The sequence below is a fragment of the Streptomyces sp. NBC_00028 genome (genome assembly GCF_045041065.1).
Lineage (GTDB): Bacteria > Actinomycetota > Actinomycetes > Streptomycetales > Streptomycetaceae > Streptomyces.
On sequence record NZ_CP108293.1, the window covers coordinates 7,672,380 to 7,694,299 of the forward strand.

Consider the following 21,920-nt stretch of genomic DNA (forward strand, 5'->3'; position numbering starts at 1 on the left):
ACCGAGGTGTGTCCTACATCCACTTCGCGGCCGATCCCTTTGTCGACAAGGGGTCGGCCGTCGTACGTCTCTGACCTGCCAATTCACAAATGAACCCGTTCGGCGGTACGAACGTGCCGCTGTGGAATCCCGTATTCCGTATGTGGGGACGCGCTCCTGTCGTCACAACCTTGTCTTACGGACCTTGCCGAATGGGTGGCCAGGAAGCTCTGGAGGGGTGATCATGAGGGGACCAGAGCGCACTTCCCATGAGGAGGCACGGGTGGCCGAGACTCTGAAGAAGGGCAGCCGGGTAACCGGCGCCGCGCGCGACAAGCTCGCGGCAGACCTGAAGAAGAAGTACGACTCCGGTGCGAGCATCCGGGCGCTGGCCGAGGAGACCGGCCGCTCGTATGGCTTCGTACACCGGATGCTCAGCGAGTCCGGCGTCACGCTCCGTGGGCGTGGCGGCGCGACCCGGGGCAAGAAGGCCGCGTCGTCCTGATTCCGGGCGGCCCCTCGGCTTCGATGGTGGCCACCCGGTCGGTTCCCTGATCGGCCGGGTGGTTACTGTGCAGTCACTTAGTCGTGCCGTGTGGCGCGGCGGATGACCGCACTCATCGGAGGCGCCCCATGGGCCAGGAACTCGTTCCCCTGCTCGACAAGGACGGCGTACGGCTCACCGTCGAGGACACCCTCGCCACGGTGACGCTGACCAACCCCGCCAAGCTCAACGCGCAGAGCCCCGCTCTGTGGCGGACGCTCGCCGAGGCGGGTCGGCTGGTTCCGGGCTCCGTCCGGGTCGTCGTGCTGCGCGGTGAGGGCAAGTCCTTCTCCGCGGGGCTCGACCGGCAGATGTTCACGCCTGAGGGGATCGAGGGCGAGCCGTCGTTCATCGACCTCGCCCGCAGTGGTGACGGCGAACTCGACGCTGCCATCGCGGAGTTCCAGGAGGGCTTCACCTGGTGGCGGCGGAGCGACGTCGTGTCCATCGCCGCCGTCCAGGGGCATGCCATCGGGGCGGGCTTCCAGCTCGCCCTCGCCTGCGACCTTCGCGTCGTCGCCGACGACGTGCAGTTCGCCATGCGCGAGACCGGTCTCGGTCTCGTCCCCGACCTCACGGGCACGCATCCGCTCGTCTCGCTGGTCGGCTATGCCCGGGCGCTGGAGATCTGCGCCACCGGGCGCTTCGTGCTGGCCGAGGAGGCGGTGAACACCGGCCTCGCCAACATCGCCGTCCCCCGCGACCAGCTCGACGACGCCGTACGCGACCTCGCCGGCGCCCTGCTGGCCGCGCCGCGCGACGCCGTCATCGAGACCAAGGCGCTGCTCCGCGGCGCCCAGGACCGCACCTACGACGACCAGCGCGCCGCCGAGCGCGCCGCCCAGGCACGCCGACTGCGCGACCTGGCCGGCATCGGCGAGTAACTGTCACCCGGCCGGGTGAACAGGACCCCCACCGTCACCCGATCGGGTGAACAGCACCGCCACCGCCGGATGCCCGAGGTGACCAGCGGCGCCGATATCACTCGACCGAGGTAACCAGCGCCGACGGCTTCACTCGACCGAGGTAACCAGCACCGTCGGCTTCATTCGACCGAGGTGACCGGCACCAGCACCACCCTCGTCATCCGACCCACGTGACCAGCACCGCCACCGTCGGATGACCGGGGAGCGTCCTCCCCACCCGCTCACGGACCGCCAGGGCCACCTCCAGTGCCCGGTGGTCCGCGTCGACCGCCACCTCCACCCGGACATGGCGCCGCGGCAGGGCCGAGTCGTCCTCGCCCTGCCGCTCCTCGTCCTGCACCGCCCGCCCCAGCACGGCGGTCAGCCCCACCACACCGGGCACCGCGAGGGCGGCGACCGCCGCGGGATCGTCGGCCGGTGCGGCCAACAGCGGCTCCGGCTGTCGTACCGCGGCGGCCTCCGGCTCCTCGTCCAGCAGCGCCGTCACCTTCAGATCGACCTCGGCCACCGTCAGGCCCAGCAGCTCCGTGGCCGCGGTCGCGAGGCCGGACCGCAGCCGGGCCGCCGTCATCGGCAGCGGCTCCCGCGCGGTCGCCGCGAACCGCGCCGAGATCCGTAGGGGCCCCGGCGGCAGACCGCTCGGCGGCGGCGGTACGACGGGCTCCTGCCCCGACTCCGGCTCGGCGAGCGCGATCCGCAGCGCCTCCAGCCGTACGCCGCGCAGCTCCCGTACCGCACGCCGCAGTACCGCCTCGGCCGCTTCCTCCGCGATCCACGCGCCGTCGCGCGCGCCTCCCAGCGGCAGCAGTCTGCCGAGGGCCAGGTGATGACGTACGGACTGTGTCCAGCGGTCGGTCATTGCTCCAGCCTGCCGCATCTCCGGGGCGCGCGGACGCAACCCCACTTACGGTGGTTCAAGGAGGACTACCGAAAGGGATGTACGGCGATGACTGAGCAGACGCAGACTCCCGACGTGGAGACCGCCCCGCAGTCGCGCAAGACCGTCAAGCGTGGCGGCGGCGACCCGGCGACCCGGGGACGGACCACCATCGCCGACGGAGTCGTGGAGAAGATCGCCGGGCTGGCCGCCCGGGACGTCCTCGGTGTGCACGCCATGGGCAGCGGGCTCTCCCGCACCTTCGGCGCCGTCCGCGACCGGGTGCCCGGCGGCTCGAAGTCCGTGACCCGAGGCGTCAAGGCCGAGGTCGGCGAGGTGCAGACCGCGCTCGACCTGGAGATCGTCGTCGACTACGGCGTGTCGATCTCCGATGTGGCGCACGCCGTGCGGGAGAACGTCATCGCGGCGGTGGAGCGCATGACCGGCCTGGAGGTCGTCGAGGTCAACATCGCGGTGAGCGACGTGAAACTGCCGGATGAAGAGGACGAGGAGCCGGAGCCCCGGATCCAGTGAAGGCTTTCCGGGCGGCTGAAGGGAGTACGGCATGAGCATGGCCGTGGTCGGCATGATCGCCGGCATGGCGCTGGGCTTCGCCGGGTACTTCGGCGGATTCGGGGCCTTTCTGCTGGTGGCGGCCCTGGGCGCGATCGGGTTCGTCGTCGGCCGCTTCACGGAGGGGGACCTGGAGATCGGCGACTTCTTCCGCACCCGCAACGACCGCCGCGACCGGCGGTGACGTAGGTGACCGCCGAGGCCACCGAGGCCGGTGAGCTCCGCGGACCCCTGACCGTCGTGGCGCCCGGCGAGCGCGGCGCGACCCGGATCGCCGACCGGGTCGTGGCGAAGATCGCCTCGCAGGCGGCCCGTGAGGTCATCGGGGAGATCCCGGACGAGGCCGGACCCCCGCACGCCACCGTCGTGGTCCACCACGACGTCGCCCGCGTCCGGGTCCATCTCGAACTCGGCTACCCCACCGACATCGGCGCCCGTTGCGCGCGCGTGCGTCGGCATGTGGTCGAGCGGGTACGCGCGTTGGTGGGAATGGAGGTGTCGGAGGTCGCGGTCCAGGTCGAGCGACTGCATCTGACCCCGGCGCACGGCGCGGCACAGGGGAGGACGCGATGAGCGAGCTCCAGGGCTCCGAGGGCACGACCCAGCGACTGCCGGTTCTGGAGAAGCCGACCGAACCGGACCACGCACCACCACCGGTCCTCGAAGGCGAGGGCGGCACCCGCCGCTTCTGGTCGCCCCGGCGCATCCCCGCGGGCGTCGTCGCGGTGCTGCTCCTCGCCGTCGCCGGACTCTTCCTCTACGACATCGCGGCCGTCCGCGCCGAGCAGCCGGCCATGCGCTGGCGCCGCGAACTGGCGGCGCAGCTCGCCGAGCGGCCCGTGGACGACACCTGGGTCCTGGTCGGCGCCGGCGTCGCGGCGGCCCTCGGCCTCTGGCTGATCGTCCTCGCCGCCACCCCCGGTCTGCGCGGCATCCTGCCCATGCGGCGGGTCCACGCCGACGTACGGGCGGGGCTGCACCGGGAGGCCGCCGCCCTGGTCCTGCGCGACCGCGCCGTCGAGGTCGCCGGGGTGCAGTCGGTCCGGGTCCGGCTGTCCCGCGCCAAGGCCGACGTCAGCGCGGTCTCGCACTTCCGTGAACTGGACGACGTACGCGCCGATCTGGACGCCGTGCTCGGCGACGCGATCGGGGGGCTGGGCCTGGCCCGGCCGCCCGCGCTGTCGGTGCATGTGCGGCGGCCCGGGAAGAAGGGGTGAGGGCCGTGCTCAAGGTCGTCAACCGGGTGCTGCTGGGCGTGATCGGGCTGGTGCTCGTCGTCGTGGGCGGGTCGGTGCTGGCCGTGGGGCTGGGCGCGAACCCGCCCTCCTGGTGGATCCACGACAGCCGGCACGACGTCCTCCTCGACGACGCCGAGCGCACCCGCTGGGAGGACCACGGCTGGTGGTGGCCGACCGTCCTCGCCGTACTGGCCGTCCTCGTCCTGCTCACCCTCTGGTGGCTGGTCGCGAACCTGCGTCGCCACCGCCTCACCGAGGTCCTGGTGGACACCGGAGACGGCGAGGGCGCCCTGCTGCGCGGCCGGGCGCTGGAAGGCGTACTGGCCACCGAGGCGACGGAGTTGGAGGGCGTCTCCCACGCCCACGTCCGACTGACGGGCAAGCGCAACGCCCCGGAGACCCGCGTACGGCTCCAGCTGGAACCGCACGTGGACCCCGGGGCCGCGTTGAGCCACCTCACGTCGGAAGCCCTCACCCACGCCCGCAACTCGGCAGGGCTCGAGTCCCTGCCGACGGAGGTCCGCATGAGGGCGGTCAAGCACAAGGCGGAAAGGGTCAGTTGAGGCTCTGTCAGAACCCGTGCCGCATACCCCCATCGACAGGAACCATGATCCCGGTCAAGTAGGAAGCGGCGGGCGACAACAGGAACGCCGCCGTACGTCCGAACTCCTCCGGCGTCCCGTACCGCCGCAACGGAATCCGAGCCTCATTGGCGGCCCGCGTGGCCTCCGGGTCGGCGGACAACCCGTCGAGCTCGCGCACGCGATCCGTGTCGATACGCGACGGCAGCAGGCCCACGACACGGATCCCGCGCGGTCCCAGCTCGTCCGCCAGCGACTTCGCGAACCCGGCGAGCCCCGGCCGCAGCCCGTTGGAGATGGTCAGCCCCGGGATCGGTTCGTGCACCGAGCCCGACAGCACGAACCCGATCACACCCCCGGCCTCCAGCTCGGCCGCCGCCGCCCGCGCGAGCCGTACCGCTCCGAGGAACACCGATTCGAACGCGCTGGTCCACTGCTCGTCCGTGTTGTCCGCGACGAACCCCGGCGCGGGGCCGCCCACGCTGATCAGGATGCCGTCGAAGCCGCCGAAGTGCTCCCGCGCGGCGGCGATCAGCCGGTCCGCGGCCTCCGGGTCGGCGTTGTCGACGGCCACCCCGACGGCGTTCGGCCCCAGCTCGGCCGCCGCGTCGGCGACCCGCTTCTCGTCCCGCCCGGTCAGTACCACCTTCGCCCCGTCGGCGACCAGCTCGCGCGCGGACGCGTTGCCGAGGCCGCGCGTGGCCCCGGTGACGACGTACACCCGGTCCTTCAGTCCAAGATCCATGACCCCTATCCTGCCTTCTCGTCCCCGAACAGGGCGAGGGCGGTGTTCACCAGTCCGATGTGGCTGAACGCCTGCGGGAAGTTGCCGAGGTGGCACTCGTGCACCGGGTCGTACTCCTCGGACAGCAGCCCCACGTCGTTGGCCAGCGCCACAAGGCGCTCGAACAGCTCACGGGCCTCCTTCGTACGGCCCGTCATGTGCAGGGCGTCCGCGAGCCAGAACGAGCACACCAGGAACGTGCCCTCGTCGCCCGGCAGCCCGTCCACCGTCGTGCCGTCGGTGCTGTAGCGGCGCAGGAAACCGCCGTGGCCCAGCTCCTCGCGGATCGCGTCGACGGTGCCGATCACGCGCGGATCGTCGGGCGGCAGGAAGCCGACGCGGGGGATGAGGAGCAGGGAGGCGTCGAGCTCGCGGGAGCCGTAGGACTGGGTGAAGGTGTTGCGCTCGGCGTCGAAGCCCTTCTCGCACACCTCGCGATGCACCTCGTCGCGCATCGCGCGCCAGGCCTCCAGGTCGCCGTCGAGCTCGGGGTTGTCCTCCACGGCGCGCACCGCGCGGTCGACGGCCACCCACACCATCACCTTGGAGTGCACGAACTGCCGGCGCCCGCCGCGCACCTCCCACAACCCCTCGTCGGGCTGCCGCCACGCCTCGCGCAGGAACTCCACCAGCGCGCACTGGATGGACCAGATGTGCGGCTTGGGGGACAGGCCCGAACTCCGGGCCAGCGACAGGGAGTCCATGACCTCGCCGTACACGTCCAGCTGGAGCTGGTTCACGGCCTCGTTGCCGATCCGCACCGGCCGGGAGTCGTGAAAACCGGTCAGCCACGGCAGTTCGAACTCGGGCAGCCGCCGCTCACCCGCGAGGCCGTACATGATCTGAAGGTCCGCCGGATCGCCCGCGACCGCCCGCAGCAGCCAGTCACGCCAGGCCTCGGCCTCCTCGTGGTAGCCCGCCGAGAGCAGCGCGCCGAGGGTGAGCGTGGAGTCGCGCAGCCAGCAGTACCGGTAGTCCCAGTTGCGTACGCCGCCCAGCTCCTCCGGCAGCGAGGTGGTGGCCGCGGCGACGATGCCGCCGGTAGGGACGTAGGTGAGGGCCTTGAGGGTGATCAGGGAGCGCAGGACGACGTCCTTGTACGGGCCGTCGTAGCGGCAGCGGTCCGACCATGCCTGCCAGTCCTCGACGCTGGTGGCGAGGGCGTCGAACGGGTCGGTCTCCGGCGGGCGCGGCTCGTGCGAGGGGTGCCAGGTGAGCACGAACGCGACCTTCTCGCCCTCCTTGACGGTGAACTCCGAGTGCGTGCCGAAGTCCTCGCCCCAGGTGCGCACCTCGGGTTCGCTGCGCAACCACGCCGAGTCGGGTCCGGCGACGGCCACCCGATGCCCGTCCGTCCTGCGCACCCACGGCATGATCGAGCCGTAGTCGAAGCGCAGGCGGAGCGTGCTGCGCACGGTGACCTCGCCGCTCAGGCCCTCGATGACCCGTACGAGGTCGGGGGCGCGGTCGCGTTGGGGCATCAGGTCGGTGACGCGCACCGAGCCGGTGTCGGTCTCCCAGTCGGTGTCCAGGACGAGGGTCCCGGGCCGGTAGGCGCGGCGGGTGCAGTCGCCTGGGGCGTCGCGTGGTGCGATGCGCCAGTGGCCGTTGCTCTCGTCGCCGAGCAGCCTGGCGAAGCAGGCGGCCGAGTCGAAGCGGGGCAGGCACAGCCAGTCGACACTGCCGTCCTTGCCGACCAGGGCCGCGGTCTGTTCGTCGCCGATGAGGGCGTAATCCTCGATACGGGGGTGCACGGGATGCGGGTTCCCGGACGTGCGGCGGGGCAATCCCGGGGTGGAGCCGCCCGAGTGATTTCGGCCGGCGGGCCTCAGACCGCGGCCGGTTCCGTCTCCGACTCCGCGCCCGACTCGTTCTCCGCCTTCTCCCGGCGGTCCCGCGTCTCACGCCGTACCAGCACGACCCAGCCGATCGGCACGCCCGCGGCGAACAGCCACCACTGGAAGGCGTACGCGTAGTTCAGCGCGGCGTTCTCCATGCCGGGCTTGCTGCCCATCAGCTCCGGGGTGTCGCCCTTGGGCTCGGGCGCGGTCTGGGCGACATAGCCGCCGAGGACCTCGGCGCCGAGCCGCTTCGCCTCCTGCGCGCTGTTGATCAGCATGATCTGGCGGTCGGGCAGGCCCTTGAGGTCCTTGATGCCGCTCGCCTCGGTCGTCTCGTCGGGCATCAGACGGCCGGTGACGGTGGTCTCGCCCCGCGCGGGAGCGGGGATCTTCGGGAAGGCGGTCTGGCTCGGGCCGTCCGCGGGGATCCAGCCCCGGTTGACCAGCAGCACCTTGCCGTCGTTCAGGACGAACGGGGTCAGGACGTGGTAGCCGACCTCGTCGTCGGAGTTGGTGCGGCGGCGGACGACCACCTCGTGGGCGGTGTCGAAGTGACCCTTGGCGGTCACCGAGTGGTACCGCTCCTTGCTGGTCACGGTGTGTCCCGGGGACGTCAGCGACTCCACGGGCACCGGCTTCGCGTCCAGCGCGTCGGAGACCAGCTGGTTGCGGGCGGTGCGCTCGTCGTAGCGGTGCATCTGCCAGATGCCCAGCCTGATCATCGTGGGGATGAGAAGGAGGGAGACCAGCGTGAGGATCACCCACTGCCGGGACAACAGGAAGCGGTACACCCCACGACGGTACAACTCGGGCCGCGGGGTGTACGCACAGGGGTCGGTCGGATGCGGTCGACCCGGTGGTCAGACCCGGTCGACGATGCCCACCTTCCCCTCCGCGCGGGCGCAGTGCGCACCGCAGAACCAGTGGCCCTCGACCTCCACGCCCTGGCCGATGATCTGGACGCGGCAGTGCTCGCAGATCGGGGCCATGCGGTGGATCGCGCAGGAGAAGCAGTCGAAGACATGGACCGCGCCCTGGGCGTGCACCTCGAAGGTCATGCCGTAGTTGTTGCCGCAAACTTCACAAGTCGCCATGCGCCACAGGGTGAGCCGTCCACCCGGCGCGGGCGAGCGGGCGGCGGGCGAGTCGCGACGCAATCACCCGTCCGTACGGTCATGGCGCATGGTCCTACGGGGTCATCCTTCCGACGCCGGTGCCACGTTGCCCAGGAGTTGTCCGAACGCCGCCTCGTCCACGACCGGGGTGCCGTACTGCCGGGCCTTGACCACCTTCGACGTGCCCGAGTCGGGGTCGTTGGTGACGAGGAGGCTGGTCAGACGGGAGATGCTCGTGGCGATGTGGAGCCCCGCCTCGATCGCGCGGTCCTCCAGCAGGTCGCGCTCGGTCGAGGTGTCCCCGGAGAACGCGATGCGCATGCCCTGCTTGAGTGGTTTGCCCTCTTCGTAGCGACCTGGGTTGGGATAGGGGCATGCGGGCCTTTTGCGGGCCGGGCGCCAACTGGTCGGCCGATAGCTGCTGTAGCCCCCATACCCACCGCCACCGCCGGCGCTGCCCTGCTGCCGGGGCACCGCGCGGTCCGTCCACTCGGTCAGCGGCCGGCACTCGTGCAGCGGCAGCCGGATGCTCTGCGAGGCCGCGGCCCTGAGGCTCGGCCGGAACGCCTCCGCGAGCACGCGCGCGTCGTCCAGCGCGTGGTGCGCCCGTTGCTGGACGACGCCGAAGTGGGCGGCCAGCGACTCCAGCTTGTGGTTGGGCAGCGGCAGGGCGAGCTCCTTGGACAGCGCGATGGTGCACAGCCGCTGCCGCACCGGCGCCTCGCGCTCCGCGCGCGCGTACTCCCGGGCGATCATCTGCCAGTCGAAGACCGCGTTGTGCGCGACGAGGACCCGGCCCTCGAGCCTGGTCGAGAACTCCTCGGCGATGTCCTGGAACAGGGGCGCGCCCTCCAGCACGTCACTCGTCAGACCGTGGATCCACACCGGGCCCGGGTCGCGCTCCGGGTTGACCAGCGTGTACCAGTGGTCCTCGACCTCGCCGCGCTCGTCCAGCCGGTAGACGGCGGCGGAGATTATCCGGTCGTCGCGGGCCAGTCCGGTGGTCTCCACGTCAACGACCGCGTATCCCTTCGGATACGCGGCCGGCCACTGGGTGGGGGAGGACGCTTCGGCGGTACGGTCTTCGAGCATGGTCCCTGAGGATACGGGCCCCCACTGACAGTCCCGCGCGCACCCGCCCGCAACCCTGCTCCGGCGCGGGGTACTTCACCGCCTCACGCTCCGGGGCCCGGCGGCTCAGCCCAGCGCCGCCACCAGATCCCCCGCCGCCAGGGCTTCCAGGCCGCAGCCGTCGACCGGGCCGGGCAGCAGCCGGTACGCCGAACCGGTGGCGCCCGCCGGTGCCACGCCCCCGTGGACGAGGGCCAGGAAGACGTGCCGGTGTGACGCGACTTCACCCGCGAGGGCGTCGGCCGCCTCGGCGGGTTGCCGCTTCCAGGGAGGCGTCTCCAGGGCGCGCACCCGCGCGGCGAACGCGGTGTCGGGCTCCCCCTCCTGCCGCCGGTAGTGCCACAACTCGTCCACGGCGCGCGGATGCGGCGCGCGCCGTATCACCACCACCTCGTCGCCCCGCGCGGTCGCCCGCCAGACCGCCAGGTCCCACAGCGTCGTACGGCCCGAGGCGAAGTACTGGTGCAGGTCCTGGGCGACCCGGCCGAGGTCGGCGCCGTGCCGGTACAGGCTGTGGAAGCCCTCGTCGGCGGGGAGGTGCAGGTCGGTCCAGAGGAACGTACGGCGGTCGAGGTCGACCAGCATCGGGACGTGGATGCGCGAGTCGCCCACCAGGTCGTATCGCTGACGCACCGTCCGGGGGTCGTACGCCGCCTTTCGGTCCTCCTCGGCGGCGGACGGCAGCGCCATGAACCCGGCGAAGGCGTCCAGGAGCTCCTCGAACGCGACGTCGTTGAAGCTGAAGACGACCGGCAGCGCGAACCGCACGCCGTGCTCCGTGAGCGCCGCCAGATCGAGGTCCACGTACTCGGTCGCCCCGTCCGGCGCGGGCGCCGACACCAGGTCGCCGGAGTGCACGGCCGAACGGCCCTCGTGGACGAGGCTCGTGTAGTCGCACAGGCCCGTGAAGTTCCACTCGGCGTCGTACAGGGCCACCGACAGGTCGAGGTCCACGCGCTTCTTCGCGGGCTCCGTCCAGTGCAAAAACAGCCGCAACACCTCGCCCTCGGGCAGCGGCTGCGTGCTGCCGCGCGGGACGGTGACGAGGGCCTTGCTGGCGGCGGTCTCGGCGGCGGGCACCGCGAGTCCGGTGAGCGCCGAGTCGAGCACGGCCAGGTCGAGGCGCGGCTCGTCATGCAGGGCCAGGCGGCGCAGCGCCTCGGCCTCCAGCAGGGCGCACACCGCGTCCGTCACCTTCGCCGACAGGGGTACGCGCGTGTCGTCGATCGTGAACGAGTGGGTCACCTGGCCGCGCGGGAAGAACACCCGCCGTCCGCCCGGGAGATGACGGATCCGCATCCGCCCGAGTGTGGCGAGCAGCGGCCCGGGGCCGGCCTGGGGCAGGACCCGGCGCAGGGTGTCCCCGAACTCGTCCGGCAGTACGTCGAGTTCGCGCAGCCGCAGCAAATGGTCGAGGCGGCGCAGCAGCTCGCCGGGGCGCTGGGCGAGCAGGTCGAGAGCGGCGTGGAAGTCCCTGTCCCGCAGCGCCTGTTCGACACGTGCCGTCCAGGTGGCGGGCTTGACGCGGGTCCCGTCGACCCGGACCGCCTCCGGATGGTCCGCGGCCGTCCGCAGGAGCGCCTCGCCGAGTGTGCCCTCGGTCGCGGAGAGGTCGGTCGCGCGCAGAACGGCGAAGGCGAGCGCGGCCTTGGGGTGGCGGGCGTGCTGTTCGTAGGGGTGCAGGATCTCGGCGGCGCGCTTCCAGGTGTCCGGGTGGCGCAGTACGTCCTCGACCAGTGAGGGCGTCGCCAGCCCGTCGAGCACTCCGAGCAGCCGGCGGCGGAGCCCGCGCGGGAGGGAGCGCAGACGGCGGGGCTCCAGCAGGTCGGCGGTGCCGCCGGACCACACGCACAGCAGCCGCAGCACGTCCGTGGCGGTCGTCAGGTGCCGGTCGAGCAGTTCGGTCGCCGCCACGCGCGTGTGCCGGTCGAGCAGCAGGGTGCCGAGGGCCAGCGCCTTGGTCTGGCGCACGGGGATGTCCTCGGGGAACCAGTCCAGGTCGGCCGGCGCGTGGGCCAGCAGGATCTTCACGTCGTCCCGGTCCTGCGGCGGCAGCGGGGTCCGGCGGGCCAGCAGCCGCAGCAGGGCCCGCACGGCGTCCGCCTTCGGGTCCTTGCCGAGGGCGAGCAACTTCAGGGGGCCGACGGCGACTTCGCGCGCCTCTCGCGGATGTTCGGGCTTCAGGAAGGGGTCGGTGGGGTCGATCCGGCGGTGACAGATCGGGCAGCCCGCGTAGTCCGCGCCGTCCCAGCACTCCCGGCACACCAGATGCGCGCAGGGCGACACGGGGTGCACGCTGCCGACCGTGGCGCACAGTACGCACGGCTGCCGGGGCCACTGGAGCAGCAGGGTGAAGACCCGGTCGACGAAGAGCTGGAAGGTGTCGTCGGGCACCGAGGCCGGGAAGCTGCGGAACAGCGGCATATGGGTGCGGTCGGCGCCGAGTTCGGCGTCGATGTGCCGGACGAGCTGCTTGCCCGCGTCCGCGAGCCCGGCCGGTCCCAGCCAGGCGAGGGCCGCGTGCAGTTCCGCCGTCGGCGCGTATCCCCGGTCCAGCAGCTCGGCTTCGAGCGCGACGAGCCCTGGCGCCGTCGACGGGTCGCCCGGGCGTGGCCCGGCCTGGTCGACGTAGACGGTACGAAGGCGGCGGAGCAGCACGGACGACAGTACGGACAAGCGGAAGCCCCCTGGGGGAAACGGAGAGAAGTCTCAGAGGCGGGGACGGAGAGTGGGCGCGCTGTCGTTGTCGTAGAAAAGAGAGAAGGAAGCACGCGGCGGAGCCGTCCCCGCGATCACGACTGTAGGAGGGCGGTGTTCGAGGGCGCCACCCATTTAATGTCGAGCGGCTTCCTTGTCGTCGAGCAGCGACTGCACGAGCGCCCGCACGGACGTCACGAACAGCCTCTCCTCGTCGACGGGGCGGGCGAAGGCGCGGGCGAGCGCCGGGTCGTCGTAGGGGTCCGCCGCGGGCTGCTGCGCAGGCGCCCGTTCACGGTTGCGTTCCACGAGGACGAAGCCCACGACCTGGAACTGCACCGCCCGCACCGCCTCGGCCGCGCGGGCGCCGCGCAGTCCGGCCGCGTGCACCTCGCGCACCAGGGCCTGCTGGGCGGGCAGGAACATCCGCTCGGTCAGGCCGCGTTCGTGGACCATCGCGACGAGGTGCGGGTGGGCGCGCAGCCGTCGGCGCAGGATGCGGGCCACGGAGACGGCCCGCTCGGCCGGGGTGCGCCCCACGGGCCTGATCTCGCCGAGCTCGGCCACGGTCCGCCGTACGAGCGCGTCCAGCAGGGACTCCCGGTTGCCGACGTGCCAGTAGATGGAGGTGACGGCGGTGCCCAGTTCGGCGGCGAGCTTGCGCATCGTCAGTGCCTCGGGGCCGTGCTGCTTCACCAGGCCGGCGGCGGTGTCCAGGACTTCGTCACGGGTGAGCGACGCTCTCGCCATTGCTGCTCCCAAGTCCGGTCCGTGCACGCGTATTTACCCCGAGCGAGGCCTGCTGTAACTGTGTTACACGTGACTGACGGCCCATCAGAAGAAGGGCGGTACGGCATGGCACGCGTACGGTACGGCGCGCGGACCGAGGCGGAGATCGCCGCCGCGCGCACCGCGGGCGCGCGGCTCCCCGACATCTGGTCCACCGGGGTGGTGGCCGTCTGGGAGACCGACCCGGACGCGGTCGCGGCGGTCCTGCCGCCGCCCCTGAAGCCCACGGGCCGGCCGCTGGCCCGGGTCGCCATCAGCAAGGTCGACCTGCCCGGATACCCGCTCGGGGCGGGCTCGTTCGCGGTCGCCGCGGCCCATGACGGCGTCGACGGCTGGTACCCCCTGGTCATGCCGATGACCCATGAACGGGCCCTGATCGGCGGCCGTGAGGTGTTCGGCGAGCCGAAGAAGCTCGGCGAGGTCGCCGTCGAGCGTGAGGGCCGGGACATACGCGCCCGCCTGGCCCGGCACGGCATCGCCTTCGTGGAGGTGCGCGGCACGGTCGCCGGGGAGCTGCCGCCGCCGGAGCCGGCCCAGAAGACCGACTTCTACTTCAAGTTCCTTCCCGCGGTGGACGGTTCCGGCTTCGACGGCGACCCGGTCCTCGTGCACTGCCTGCGCAACGAGAAGGTGCGCCGCCTTCAGCGGATCACCGGCGAGGTCGTGCTGCGCGAGTCGAGGTACGACCCGGTGGCCGACCTGCCGGTGCGCCGGCTGCTGGAGATCACCCTCGGCGAGAAGACCAGCGACCAGCGCGGCAAGGTCGTCGAACGGGTCGACGCGCGGGCGCTGCTGCCGTACGTCCATCAGCGCTACGACGATCCGGCGCAGGTGCTGGACGGGCCCCCGGAAGGGAGTGCCTGATGGACCTGCTTCCCGGTCAAGTGGCCGTCGTCACCGGTGCCGCGAGCGGCGTCGGCCTCGCGATGGCCCGCCGGTTCGCCGCGGAGGGCCTCAAGGTCGTCCTCGCCGACGTCGAGCGACCGGCGCTGGACGCGGCCGTCGCGGCGCTCCGCGCGGGCGGCGCTGACGCGCACGCGCGCGTGGTCGACGTCGGCGAGCGCGAACAGGTCCTGGAACTGGCGGACTTCGCCTACGAGACGTACGGCGCCGTCCATGTCCTGTGCAACAACGCCGGGGTCGGTTCCGGCGCCGAGGGCCGTATGTGGGAGCACGAGCCGAACGACTGGAAGTGGGCGTTCTCCGTCAATGTGTGGGGCGTCTTCCACGGCGTCCAGGCGTTCGTCCCCCACATGATCAAGTCGGGTCAACCCGGTCATGTGGTCAATACATCCTCCGGTGACGGAGGTATCGCCCCGCTCCCCACCGCCTCCGTCTACGCCGTCACCAAGGCGGCCGTCGTGACGATGACCGAGTCCCTGTACGCCCATCTGAAGGCCGAGCACGCGCGCGTGGGCGCCTCCGTCCTCTTCCCGGGCCCCCACATGCTCCGCACCGGCCTGTGGGAGTCCCACCGCAACCGCCCCGAGCGGTACGCCAAGGAGCGGCCCCGCAGGACGCCGTACCGCAGCCTCGACCAGTGGGAGACCGCGATGAGGCAGGCGGGCCGGGAGGTGCGCTTCACGCCAGTCGAGGAGGTGGCCGCGACCGTCGTGGACGGCATCCGCACGGACCGTTTCTGGATGCTGCCGGCGAGCGAGCACAGCGACGCGCAGATACGCGCGCGTGCCCAGTCGATGCTGGACCGCGCGAACCCGTCGTACCTGGAGAACTTCGTCCTGGACTGACCGAGGGGGTCGACGTGACCGACCAGGCGCCCTATCTGATCATCTCCTCCGACTGCCACGCCGGGCTGCCCACCGAGGAGTACCGGCCCTATCTGGACGCCCGTTTCCACCGGGACTTCGACGACTTCCTCGCCGGGCGCGAGCGGCGCCGGGCGGAGATGACCCGGCTCGGCATCCGCAACGAGGCCTTCGCGACCAAGTGGTTCCAGGACCACGAGGAGGGCCTGCGCGGAGGCTGGGACACCGCGCAGCGGCTCAAGGAGCTGGACGGCGACGGGGTGGCCGCCGAGGTCGTCTTCCCGGACGCCGACGCCGTGGACAGCCAGACGGCCGCGCCCTTCGGGGTGGGCCTCGGGCTCTCCGGCGACCACGACCCGGAGCTGGGCATGGCGGGCGCGCAGGCGCACAACCGCTGGCTGGCGGAGTTCGTGTCCGAGAACCCCGAACGGCACTGCGGGGTCGCCCTGTTGCCGATCACGGCCGAGGTGCCGAAGGTGGTCGCCGAGGTGTACCGGGCCAAGGAGTCCGGGCTCGGCGCGCTGATGATCCCCGCCCTGTGGGGCGACAAGGAGCCGTACCACGACCGGCGTTACGACCCCGTGTGGGCGGCGGCGGCCGAGTGCGCGATGCCGGTGACCACCCACTCTGGATCGGCGCCACGGCAGGAGTACGGCGACCATCTGGGCATCTTCGTCAGCGAGGTGACCTGGTGGCCCGCCCGGCCCCTGTGGTTCCTCCTGTGGTCCGGCGTCTTCGAACGCCACCCCGGGCTCAGGTTCGGGGTCGCCGAGTCGGGCTGCTGGTGGCTGCCGAACCTGCTGTGGTTCATGGACCGCCTCTACCTCGGCGCGCACGGCGGCAAGAAGCTCTCCCCGTTCCAGGAGCTGAAGCGCCCGCCGCACGAGTACCTCGACCGCCAGGTCTTCGTCTGCGCCACCAACACCAAGCGCCGCGAACTCGCCCAGCGCTACGAGATCGGCGTCGACAACATCCTCTGGGGCAGCGACTTCCCGCACCCCGAGGGCACCTGGCCCGACACGCGCGCGTGGCTGAAGCGCACCTTCCACGACATGCCGGTCGCCGAGACCCGTCGCATGCTGGGCCTCGCCGCGGCCGACGTCTTCGGCTTCGACGTCGAGAAGCTGACCCCGCTCGCCCGCCGTATCGGCCCCACCCCCGCCGACCTCGGCCAGAGCACCGACCAGACGGCCGTGGAGGCGTCCTGGGCGCGCTCGCGCGAGGTGGGCCGGCACTGGCTGACCGACCACGACTTCCCTGTGCTGGGGGCCTCCTCATGACCGACCGCTACACGGTGATCTCGGCCGACTGCCACGCGGGCGCCGACCTGCTCGACTACCGGCCCTATCTGGAGAAGCGGTACCACGACGAGTTCGACGTCTGGGCGGCGACGTACGTCAACCCGTACGAGGACCTGGTCGCCGACACCGCCGACAAGAACTGGAACTCCGAGCGGCGGCTCGCGGAGCTGGAGGCGGACGGGATCGTCGCCGAGGTGCTCTTCCCGAACACCATCCCGCCGTTCTTCCCGTCCAGCTCCCTCATGGCTCCCGCGCCCACCACGGAGGACTTCGAGCGGCGTTGGGCCGGACTGCGCGCCCACAACCGCTGGATGGCCGACTTCTGCGCCGCCGCGCCGGGCCGCCGCGCGGGCGTCTTCCAGATCCTCCTCAACGACGTCGAGGAAGCCGTCAAGGAGGTCCGGTGGGCCGCTGAGGCGGGCCTCAAGGGCGGCCTGATGCTGCCGGGCACCCCGCCGGGCTCCGGACTGCCCGAGCTGTACTCGTCGGCGTACGACCCGCTCTGGGCGGTCTGCGCGGAGCTGGGCGTGCCCGTCAACCACCACGCGGGGTCGGCGTCCCCGCCGCTCGGCGACGAACCGGCCGCCCGCGCGGTGTTCATGGTCGAGACGACCTGGTTCTCGCACCGGGCGCTGTGGCACCTGGTCTTCGGCGGCGCGTTCCGCCGCCACCGGGAGCTGAAGCTGGTCCTGACCGAACAGGGCTCGGGCTGGATCCCGGGCGTGCTGGAGATGCTGGACTACTACCACGGGCGCCTGATCGCGGCGGCGACGAAGGCCACCACCGCCGAGTCCAAGTTCGGCGCGGGACTCGCCGCCCGCATGGGCGAGGCGCCGTCACAGGTCTGGCGCGACAACTGCTTCGTCGGCGCCAGCTTCATGCGCCCGCACGAGGTGCCGCTGCGGGACCGGATCGGCGTCGACAAGATCATGTGGGGCAGCGACTACCCGCACGACGAGGGGACGTACCCGTACACGCGCGAGGGCCTGCGGTACGCCTACGCGCGCGTGCCCCGCGACGAGGTCGCGGCGATGGTCGGCGGTAACGCGGCGCGCGTGTACGGCTTCGACCTCGACCTCCTCGACCCGATCGCGGCGAAGGTGGGGCCGACGGTGAAGGAGATCGCCGAGCCGCTGGACGAACCACCGGCGGACGCGACGAGCCCGCTCTTCGCGAAGGGGGCCTCGGTACGGGTGTGGTGAGCGTCGAGGCGGCGCCGGGAAGCGTCGAGGCGGCTGCGGGGAGCGTCGGTCCGGTGCTGCCGCCGTCCGAGGTGCCATCCTCCGGTCTGTGACCGAACCCACGCATGACGAGACCCACGGCGGCGCCCTGGGAGCGCGGCTCAACTGGCTGCGGGCCGCGGTCCTGGGCGCCAACGACGGCATCGTGTCCACAGCCGGCCTCGTCGTCGGCGTCGCCGGCGCCACCGACGACCGCTCGGCCCTGCTGACGGCGGGCCTGGCCGGACTGCTCGCCGGGTCGATGTCCATGGCGGCGGGGGAGTACGTGTCCGTCTCCACCCAGCGGGACTCGGAGAAGGCGGCCCTGGCGGTCGAGAAGCGGGAACTGCGCGAGCGCCCGGAGGCCGAGCTGGAGGAGCTCACCGGGTTGCTGGAGGAACGCGGACTGTCCCGGGGCGTGGCCCGGGAGGCGGCCGAACAGCTCACCGCGCGGGACGCGCTGCGCGCCCACGCGCGCGTGGAGCTCGGTATCGACCCCGACCAGCTGACCAACCCCTGGCACGCCGCGTGGGCGAGCTTCCTGGCGTTCACGGTGGGCGCGCTGCTCCCGCTGCTGGCGATGGTCCTGCCGCCCGCCGACTGGCGCCTCGCGGTCACCGTGGTCTCCGTCCTCGCCGCCCTCGTCCTCACCGGCTGGAGCAGCGCCCGCCTCGGCGCGGCCGACCCGGGCCGGGCGATGCTGCGGAACGTGGCCGGGGGCGCGCTGGCCATGGGGGTCACCTACGCGGCGGGGGCGCTGCTCGGGGCGGCCGGAGTCTGAAGACGCCCGTGCAGCCTTTGGCGGAGATCACCAACAAGTAAGCGCGTACCCTCGGTAATACTTGTGAGTAACAACGTCTAGCCGCGGCCGACCAGCGGTTCTACGGTGCCCCCATGCCGAACCTGCCCGATGCCGTGCTGTGGTCGATACCCGCCTTCGTGCTGCTCACCGTGGTCGAGATGATCAGCGTCCGGATCCACCCCGACGACGACGCCGCCGGATACGAGACGAAGGACGCCGCGACCAGTGTCGGCATGGGCCTGGGGAGCCTCGTCTTCGACTTCCTGTGGAAGATCCCCATCGTCGCGATCTACACGGCGATCTACGAACTCACGCCGCTCCGCGTCCCCGTGCTGTGGTGGACCGTCCCACTGATGCTGCTCGCGCAGGACTTCTTCTACTACTGGTCGCACCGCGGCCACCACGTCATCCGCATCCTGTGGGCCTGCCACGTCGTCCACCACTCCAGCGAGAAGTTCAACCTCACCACGGCCCTGCGCCAGCCCTGGACCTCGCTGACGGTCTGGCCGTTCTACGTGCCGCTGATCGCCGCAGGAGTGCACCCGGCCGCGCTCGCGTTCTGCTCCTCGGCGAACCTCGTCTACCAGTTCTGGATCCACACCGAGCGCATCGACAAGCTGCCCCGGTGGTTCGAGTTCGTCTTCAACACGCCCTCCCACCACCGCGTCCACCACGCCTCCCAGGGCGGCTACCTGGACCGCAACTTCGGCGGCATCCTCATCGTCTGGGACCGGCTCTTCGGCTCGTTCGTCGCCGAGACCGACCGGCCCGTCTACGGGTTGACCAAGAACATCAACACGTTCAACCCGATCAAGGTCGCCACCCACGAGTACATGTCGATCGCCAAGGACATCAAGGCGGCCCGAGGCTGGCGCAACCGCGTGGGGCATGTCCTGCGGGGGCCAGGATGGCAGCCGGCGCCCGCGGCGGAACCGGCCGAGGAGACCGTGGCCGCGTGAGACGTCCGCTCATCGGGGCCCTCGCCCTCACGACCGCCGTGGACCTCTGCTCCCTGGCCGCCGACTGGGACCCCGGGCACCTCGTCGCCAAGCCCCTGCTGATGCCCCTCCTGGCCGTGTACGCGGCCGTGTGCGGCGCGCCCCGCCTCCTGATCGCCGCCCTGCTCTTCGGCTGGGGCGGCGACACCCTGCTCCTCCTGGACGCCGAACCCGCCTTCCTCGCGGGGATGGCCTCCTTCGCGGCCGGGCACGTCTGCTACATCGTCCTGTTCCTGAAGTACGGCACGGACCGAGCGACCGTACGCGCGCGGGGCGGCTTCCTCGCCGTCGTCTACACCGTCTTCCTGGCCGGCACCGTCCAGTCCCTGTGGCCCGACCTGCCGGCCGACCTGCGGATCCCCGTCGCCGGCTACAGCGTCCTGCTCACCGTCATGGCATACCTGGCCGCCGCCCGCATGAGCCGTCTCGCCGGCATCGGCGGTGTGCTGTTCGTGCTCTCCGACACGCTCATCGCGAGCGGACTCGCCGACTGGGACCAGCTGCCGCGCCCCGACCTCTGGATCATGGCCACCTATGTCGCCGCGGAGTCCCTCCTGGTCACCGGCACACTCGGCGAGCGACGGCTACCGGGGGCGGCGTACGGTGAGGTGCGCTCGACCACCCCCTGAGCGCGGGTACCACCAGAGACGAGAAGGATCCTCGCCATGCGCGCCACCACCATCCACGCCCCCTTCGACATGCGCGTGGAGGACGTGCCCGACCCGGTCGTGCAGCTGCCGACCGACGCCGTGGTCCGCGTACTGCGCGCCTGCATCTGCGGCAGCGACCTGTGGGCCTACCGCGGGCAGGCGACCCGGCAGCCGGGACAGCGGATCGGGCACGAGTTCCTCGGCCTCGTCGAGGAGACGGGCTCCGAGGTGGCCACCGTACGGCGCGGAGACCTGGTCGTCGCGCCCTTCATGTGGTCCGACGGCGTCTGCGACTACTGCCGCGAGGGCCTGAACACCTCCTGCGAGCACGGCGGCTTCTGGGGCTCCGTCGGCTACGACGGCGGCCAGGGCGAGGCCGTGCGCGTGCCCTTCGCCGACGGCACCCTCGTCCAGCTGCCCAAGGAGGCGGCCTCCGACGACCACCTGCTCTCCGCCCTGCTGACCCTCTCCGACGTCATGGGCACCGGCCACCACGCCGCCCTCGGCGCCGGCGCCCGCGCGGGCGCCACGGTCGCCGTCGTCGGTGACGGGGCCGTCGGCCTGTGCGCGGTCCTCGCCGCCAGGCGACTGGGCGCCGAGCGGATCATCGCCCTGGGCCGCCACGAGGCCCGCACCGACATCGCGCGCCGCTTCGGCGCCACCGACGTCGTCGCCGAGCGGGGCGACGCGGCCGTCGAGGCCGTCCGTGAACTCACCGGCGGCCAGGGCGCCCACGCCGTCGTCGAGGCCGTCGGCACCGAGCAGTCCATGCGCACGGCGGTCGGCATCGCGCGCGACGGCGGCACCGTCGGCTGGGTCGGCGTCCCGCACGGCAGCGGCACGGGCCTCGACCTCGGCGTCATGTTCGACCGGAACATCGGGCTGCGCGGCGGCGTCGCGCCGGTCCGCGCGTACATCCCCGAGCTGCTGCCCGACATCCTGGACGGCAGCATCGACCCGTCGCCCGTCTTCGACCTGACCGTCGACATGGAGGGCGTACCCGCCGGCTACCAGGCCATGGACGAGCGCACGGCGCTGAAGGTCCTGGTCACAGGCTGAGCCTCACGCTTCGCGCTTCACCAGCGGATCGGCAACGGCAGCGCCGTCAGCAGCGCCGACACCACGACCACCACGCCCAGTACGGCGATCTCCGCACGCGCGGGGGAGCAGGCGGTCAGCGGGTCGGGCGCCCGGCGCAGCCGGAGCCGCGCCGACAGGGCGAGCCCGGCGACCGCGGCCACCAGCAGCACCTTGGCGAACAGCACGCGCCCGTACGCGGTCGTCGTCAGCTGGTCGAGGACCGTCTCCGGCGGCATCCGGCGCAGTGTGCTCCACACGCCGGTCGCGGTGATCGCGGCCAGCAGCACGGCGGCCACGCGCGCGTAGAGGCCCAGCAGGGCCGAGCCGGCCTCCGAGGCGCCGCATCTCCGGAGCGTCCGCAGGGTGTACAGCAGCCCGCCCACCCACAGCGCGGCGCAGGTCAGATGGACGAGCGTCAGCCCCGACCCGACCAGCGGTTCGTGCTCGGTCGGGGGATGGGCCCGTAGCGCCTCCGCCACCACGATCGCGGCCAGCGGCCAGACCTGGGAGGCCGGGCGGGCCGAGCGGGCGCACAGACCGGCCACGAGGAACGCGTTCACCTCGACCAGGGCGAGCTTGCCGTCCCGGGAGGCGTACAGGCCGCCGACGTCGATCTGCGCCAGGCTGTGCGGCACGAGGTTCCCGGTCGCCACGACCGAGGCCAGCCCCAGCGCGGCGACGAACCCGGCGCCCGCGGCGTACACGGCCCAACTGCGCGGCAGGACCGGGGGAGCGCCGGGCACCGCGCGGGCCAGCCGCCGCACGAGCAGCTCGCCCACCGGCACGCACAGCGCCGCCACCAGCACCGACCGCAGCAGCGCGATGCCACCGTCACCGGGAGCCGCGGCCTCCCCGGTGCCGTGCAGCGCGGCGGACGGGCCGAGCAGCGGTATCAGGGCGCCGAGCGCCACCAGGACGAGGACGATGACGGCACGACCGGGGCCGAGCCGACGCGGCAGTGGCGCGTCGGCGTCGGTCGCCCGGGTGCCGGGTCTTATCAAGGTCACCTCAGGATCTTCACCAGCTGT

General features: G+C 72.1%; 24 protein-coding genes. 15 read left to right on the forward strand and 9 right to left on the reverse strand.

What is annotated here, in order from left to right; genetic code table 11:
* Positions 1-262: 262 nt before the first annotated feature.
* Both OG885_RS34565 and OG885_RS34570 read left to right on the forward strand, forming a co-directional pair.
* Complete coding sequence (locus OG885_RS34565) at positions 263-484, forward strand: helix-turn-helix domain-containing protein (RefSeq protein ID WP_004002281.1); 222 nt, start codon at positions 263-265, stop codon at positions 482-484.
* 128 nt (positions 485-612) lie between these two features.
* The gene (locus tag OG885_RS34570) at positions 613-1,407 is read left to right on the forward strand and encodes an enoyl-CoA hydratase/isomerase family protein (RefSeq protein WP_405738221.1); all 795 of its coding nucleotides are present in this window, start codon (positions 613-615) and stop codon (positions 1,405-1,407) included.
* 199 nt (positions 1,408-1,606) lie between these two features.
* Here OG885_RS34570 and OG885_RS34575 read toward each other — a convergent pair whose 3' ends face one another.
* The gene (locus tag OG885_RS34575) at positions 1,607-2,308 is read right to left on the reverse strand and encodes a nucleopolyhedrovirus P10 family protein (RefSeq protein WP_405738224.1); all 702 of its coding nucleotides are present in this window, start codon (positions 2,306-2,308) and stop codon (positions 1,607-1,609) included.
* Positions 2,309-2,395: 87 nt separating this feature from the next.
* On the opposite strand from OG885_RS34575, the gene OG885_RS34580 reads away from it, so the two are divergent.
* The 5 genes from OG885_RS34580 to amaP are packed head-to-tail and all read left to right on the forward strand — an operon-like array spanning position 2,396 to position 4,700.
* Positions 2,396-2,860: an Asp23/Gls24 family envelope stress response protein gene (locus tag OG885_RS34580; RefSeq protein ID WP_405738227.1), complete on the forward strand. Its 465-nt coding sequence runs from the start codon at positions 2,396-2,398 to the stop codon at positions 2,858-2,860.
* Between the two features lie 31 nt (positions 2,861-2,891).
* Entirely contained in the window at positions 2,892-3,083 is a 192-nt protein-coding gene (locus OG885_RS34585) for a hypothetical protein (RefSeq protein WP_405738230.1), read from the forward strand.
* Positions 3,084-3,088: 5 nt separating this feature from the next.
* Entirely contained in the window at positions 3,089-3,472 is a 384-nt protein-coding gene (locus OG885_RS34590) for a hypothetical protein (RefSeq protein WP_405738233.1), read from the forward strand.
* Positions 3,469-4,116, forward strand: coding sequence for a DUF6286 domain-containing protein (locus tag OG885_RS34595; protein WP_405738236.1), 648 nt, complete (start codon positions 3,469-3,471; stop codon positions 4,114-4,116). Before OG885_RS34590 ends, OG885_RS34595 begins: the two co-directional genes overlap by 4 nt.
* A 5-nt stretch (positions 4,117-4,121) precedes the next feature.
* On the forward strand, positions 4,122-4,700 hold the full coding sequence (amaP, locus tag OG885_RS34600; RefSeq protein WP_405738239.1) for an alkaline shock response membrane anchor protein AmaP: 579 nt from the start codon (positions 4,122-4,124) through the stop codon (positions 4,698-4,700).
* A gap of 7 nt (positions 4,701-4,707) precedes the next feature.
* Here amaP and OG885_RS34605 read toward each other — a convergent pair whose 3' ends face one another.
* The 7 genes from OG885_RS34605 to OG885_RS34635 form a co-directional block, all read right to left on the reverse strand.
* Entirely contained in the window at positions 4,708-5,463 is a 756-nt protein-coding gene (locus OG885_RS34605) for an SDR family oxidoreductase (protein WP_405738242.1), read from the reverse strand.
* A gap of 5 nt (positions 5,464-5,468) precedes the next feature.
* On the reverse strand, positions 5,469-7,256 hold the full coding sequence (locus OG885_RS34610) for a glycoside hydrolase family 15 protein (RefSeq protein ID WP_405738245.1): 1,788 nt from the start codon (positions 7,254-7,256) through the stop codon (positions 5,469-5,471).
* A gap of 74 nt (positions 7,257-7,330) precedes the next feature.
* A complete protein-coding gene (locus tag OG885_RS34615; RefSeq protein ID WP_405738248.1) occupies positions 7,331-8,134 on the reverse strand; it encodes an SURF1 family protein in 804 nt (267 codons plus the stop codon).
* Positions 8,135-8,203: 69 nt separating this feature from the next.
* Positions 8,204-8,437, reverse strand: coding sequence for a hypothetical protein (locus OG885_RS34620; protein WP_079083468.1), 234 nt, complete (start codon positions 8,435-8,437; stop codon positions 8,204-8,206).
* 102 nt (positions 8,438-8,539) lie between these two features.
* Complete coding sequence (locus OG885_RS34625; RefSeq protein WP_405738251.1) at positions 8,540-9,550, reverse strand: DEDDh family exonuclease; 1,011 nt, start codon at positions 9,548-9,550, stop codon at positions 8,540-8,542.
* 105 nt (positions 9,551-9,655) lie between these two features.
* Complete coding sequence (locus OG885_RS34630) at positions 9,656-12,265, reverse strand: MXAN_6230/SCO0854 family RING domain-containing protein (RefSeq protein ID WP_405738254.1); 2,610 nt, start codon at positions 12,263-12,265, stop codon at positions 9,656-9,658.
* Between the two features lie 156 nt (positions 12,266-12,421).
* On the reverse strand, positions 12,422-13,036 hold the full coding sequence (locus OG885_RS34635) for a TetR/AcrR family transcriptional regulator (RefSeq protein WP_405738257.1): 615 nt from the start codon (positions 13,034-13,036) through the stop codon (positions 12,422-12,424).
* A 105-nt stretch (positions 13,037-13,141) separates the two neighbouring features.
* Here OG885_RS34635 and OG885_RS34640 point away from each other — a divergent pair, with 105 nt between their 5' ends.
* The 8 genes from OG885_RS34640 (at position 13,142) to OG885_RS34675 (ending at position 20,871) form a co-directional block, all read left to right on the forward strand.
* Positions 13,142-13,939, forward strand: a complete 798-nt coding sequence (locus OG885_RS34640; protein ID WP_405738260.1) for an acetoacetate decarboxylase family protein — start codon at positions 13,142-13,144, stop codon at positions 13,937-13,939.
* Positions 13,939-14,823 carry an SDR family NAD(P)-dependent oxidoreductase gene (locus tag OG885_RS34645; RefSeq protein ID WP_405738263.1) on the forward strand — a complete coding sequence of 295 codons (885 nt, stop codon included), beginning with the start codon at positions 13,939-13,941 and terminating at the stop codon, positions 14,821-14,823. Before OG885_RS34640 ends, OG885_RS34645 begins: the two co-directional genes overlap by 1 nt.
* A gap of 14 nt (positions 14,824-14,837) precedes the next feature.
* A complete protein-coding gene (locus OG885_RS34650) occupies positions 14,838-16,121 on the forward strand; it encodes an amidohydrolase family protein (RefSeq protein ID WP_405738266.1) in 1,284 nt (427 codons plus the stop codon).
* Positions 16,118-17,344, forward strand: a complete 1,227-nt coding sequence (locus OG885_RS34655; RefSeq protein ID WP_405738268.1) for an amidohydrolase family protein — start codon at positions 16,118-16,120, stop codon at positions 17,342-17,344. The genes OG885_RS34650 and OG885_RS34655 overlap by 4 nt, the downstream gene beginning before the upstream one ends.
* 88 nt (positions 17,345-17,432) lie before the next feature.
* On the forward strand, positions 17,433-18,143 hold the full coding sequence (locus OG885_RS34660) for a VIT family protein (protein WP_405738271.1): 711 nt from the start codon (positions 17,433-17,435) through the stop codon (positions 18,141-18,143).
* 113 nt (positions 18,144-18,256) lie between these two features.
* Positions 18,257-19,123 (forward strand): sterol desaturase family protein, encoded by an 867-nt coding sequence (locus tag OG885_RS34665; RefSeq protein WP_399958681.1) that lies wholly within the window; start codon positions 18,257-18,259, stop codon positions 19,121-19,123.
* Positions 19,072-19,791 (forward strand): lysoplasmalogenase, encoded by a 720-nt coding sequence (locus OG885_RS34670; RefSeq protein WP_405738275.1) that lies wholly within the window; start codon positions 19,072-19,074, stop codon positions 19,789-19,791. Before OG885_RS34665 ends, OG885_RS34670 begins: the two co-directional genes overlap by 52 nt.
* Positions 19,792-19,827: 36 nt before the next feature.
* The gene (locus OG885_RS34675; protein ID WP_405738278.1) at positions 19,828-20,871 is read left to right on the forward strand and encodes a zinc-dependent alcohol dehydrogenase family protein; all 1,044 of its coding nucleotides are present in this window, start codon (positions 19,828-19,830) and stop codon (positions 20,869-20,871) included.
* 17 nt (positions 20,872-20,888) lie between these two features.
* Here the strand turns inward: OG885_RS34675 and OG885_RS34680 are convergent, their stop codons facing one another.
* Positions 20,889-21,899 (reverse strand): CopD family protein, encoded by a 1,011-nt coding sequence (locus tag OG885_RS34680; protein WP_405738281.1) that lies wholly within the window; start codon positions 21,897-21,899, stop codon positions 20,889-20,891.
* Positions 21,900-21,920 lie beyond the last annotated feature (21 nt).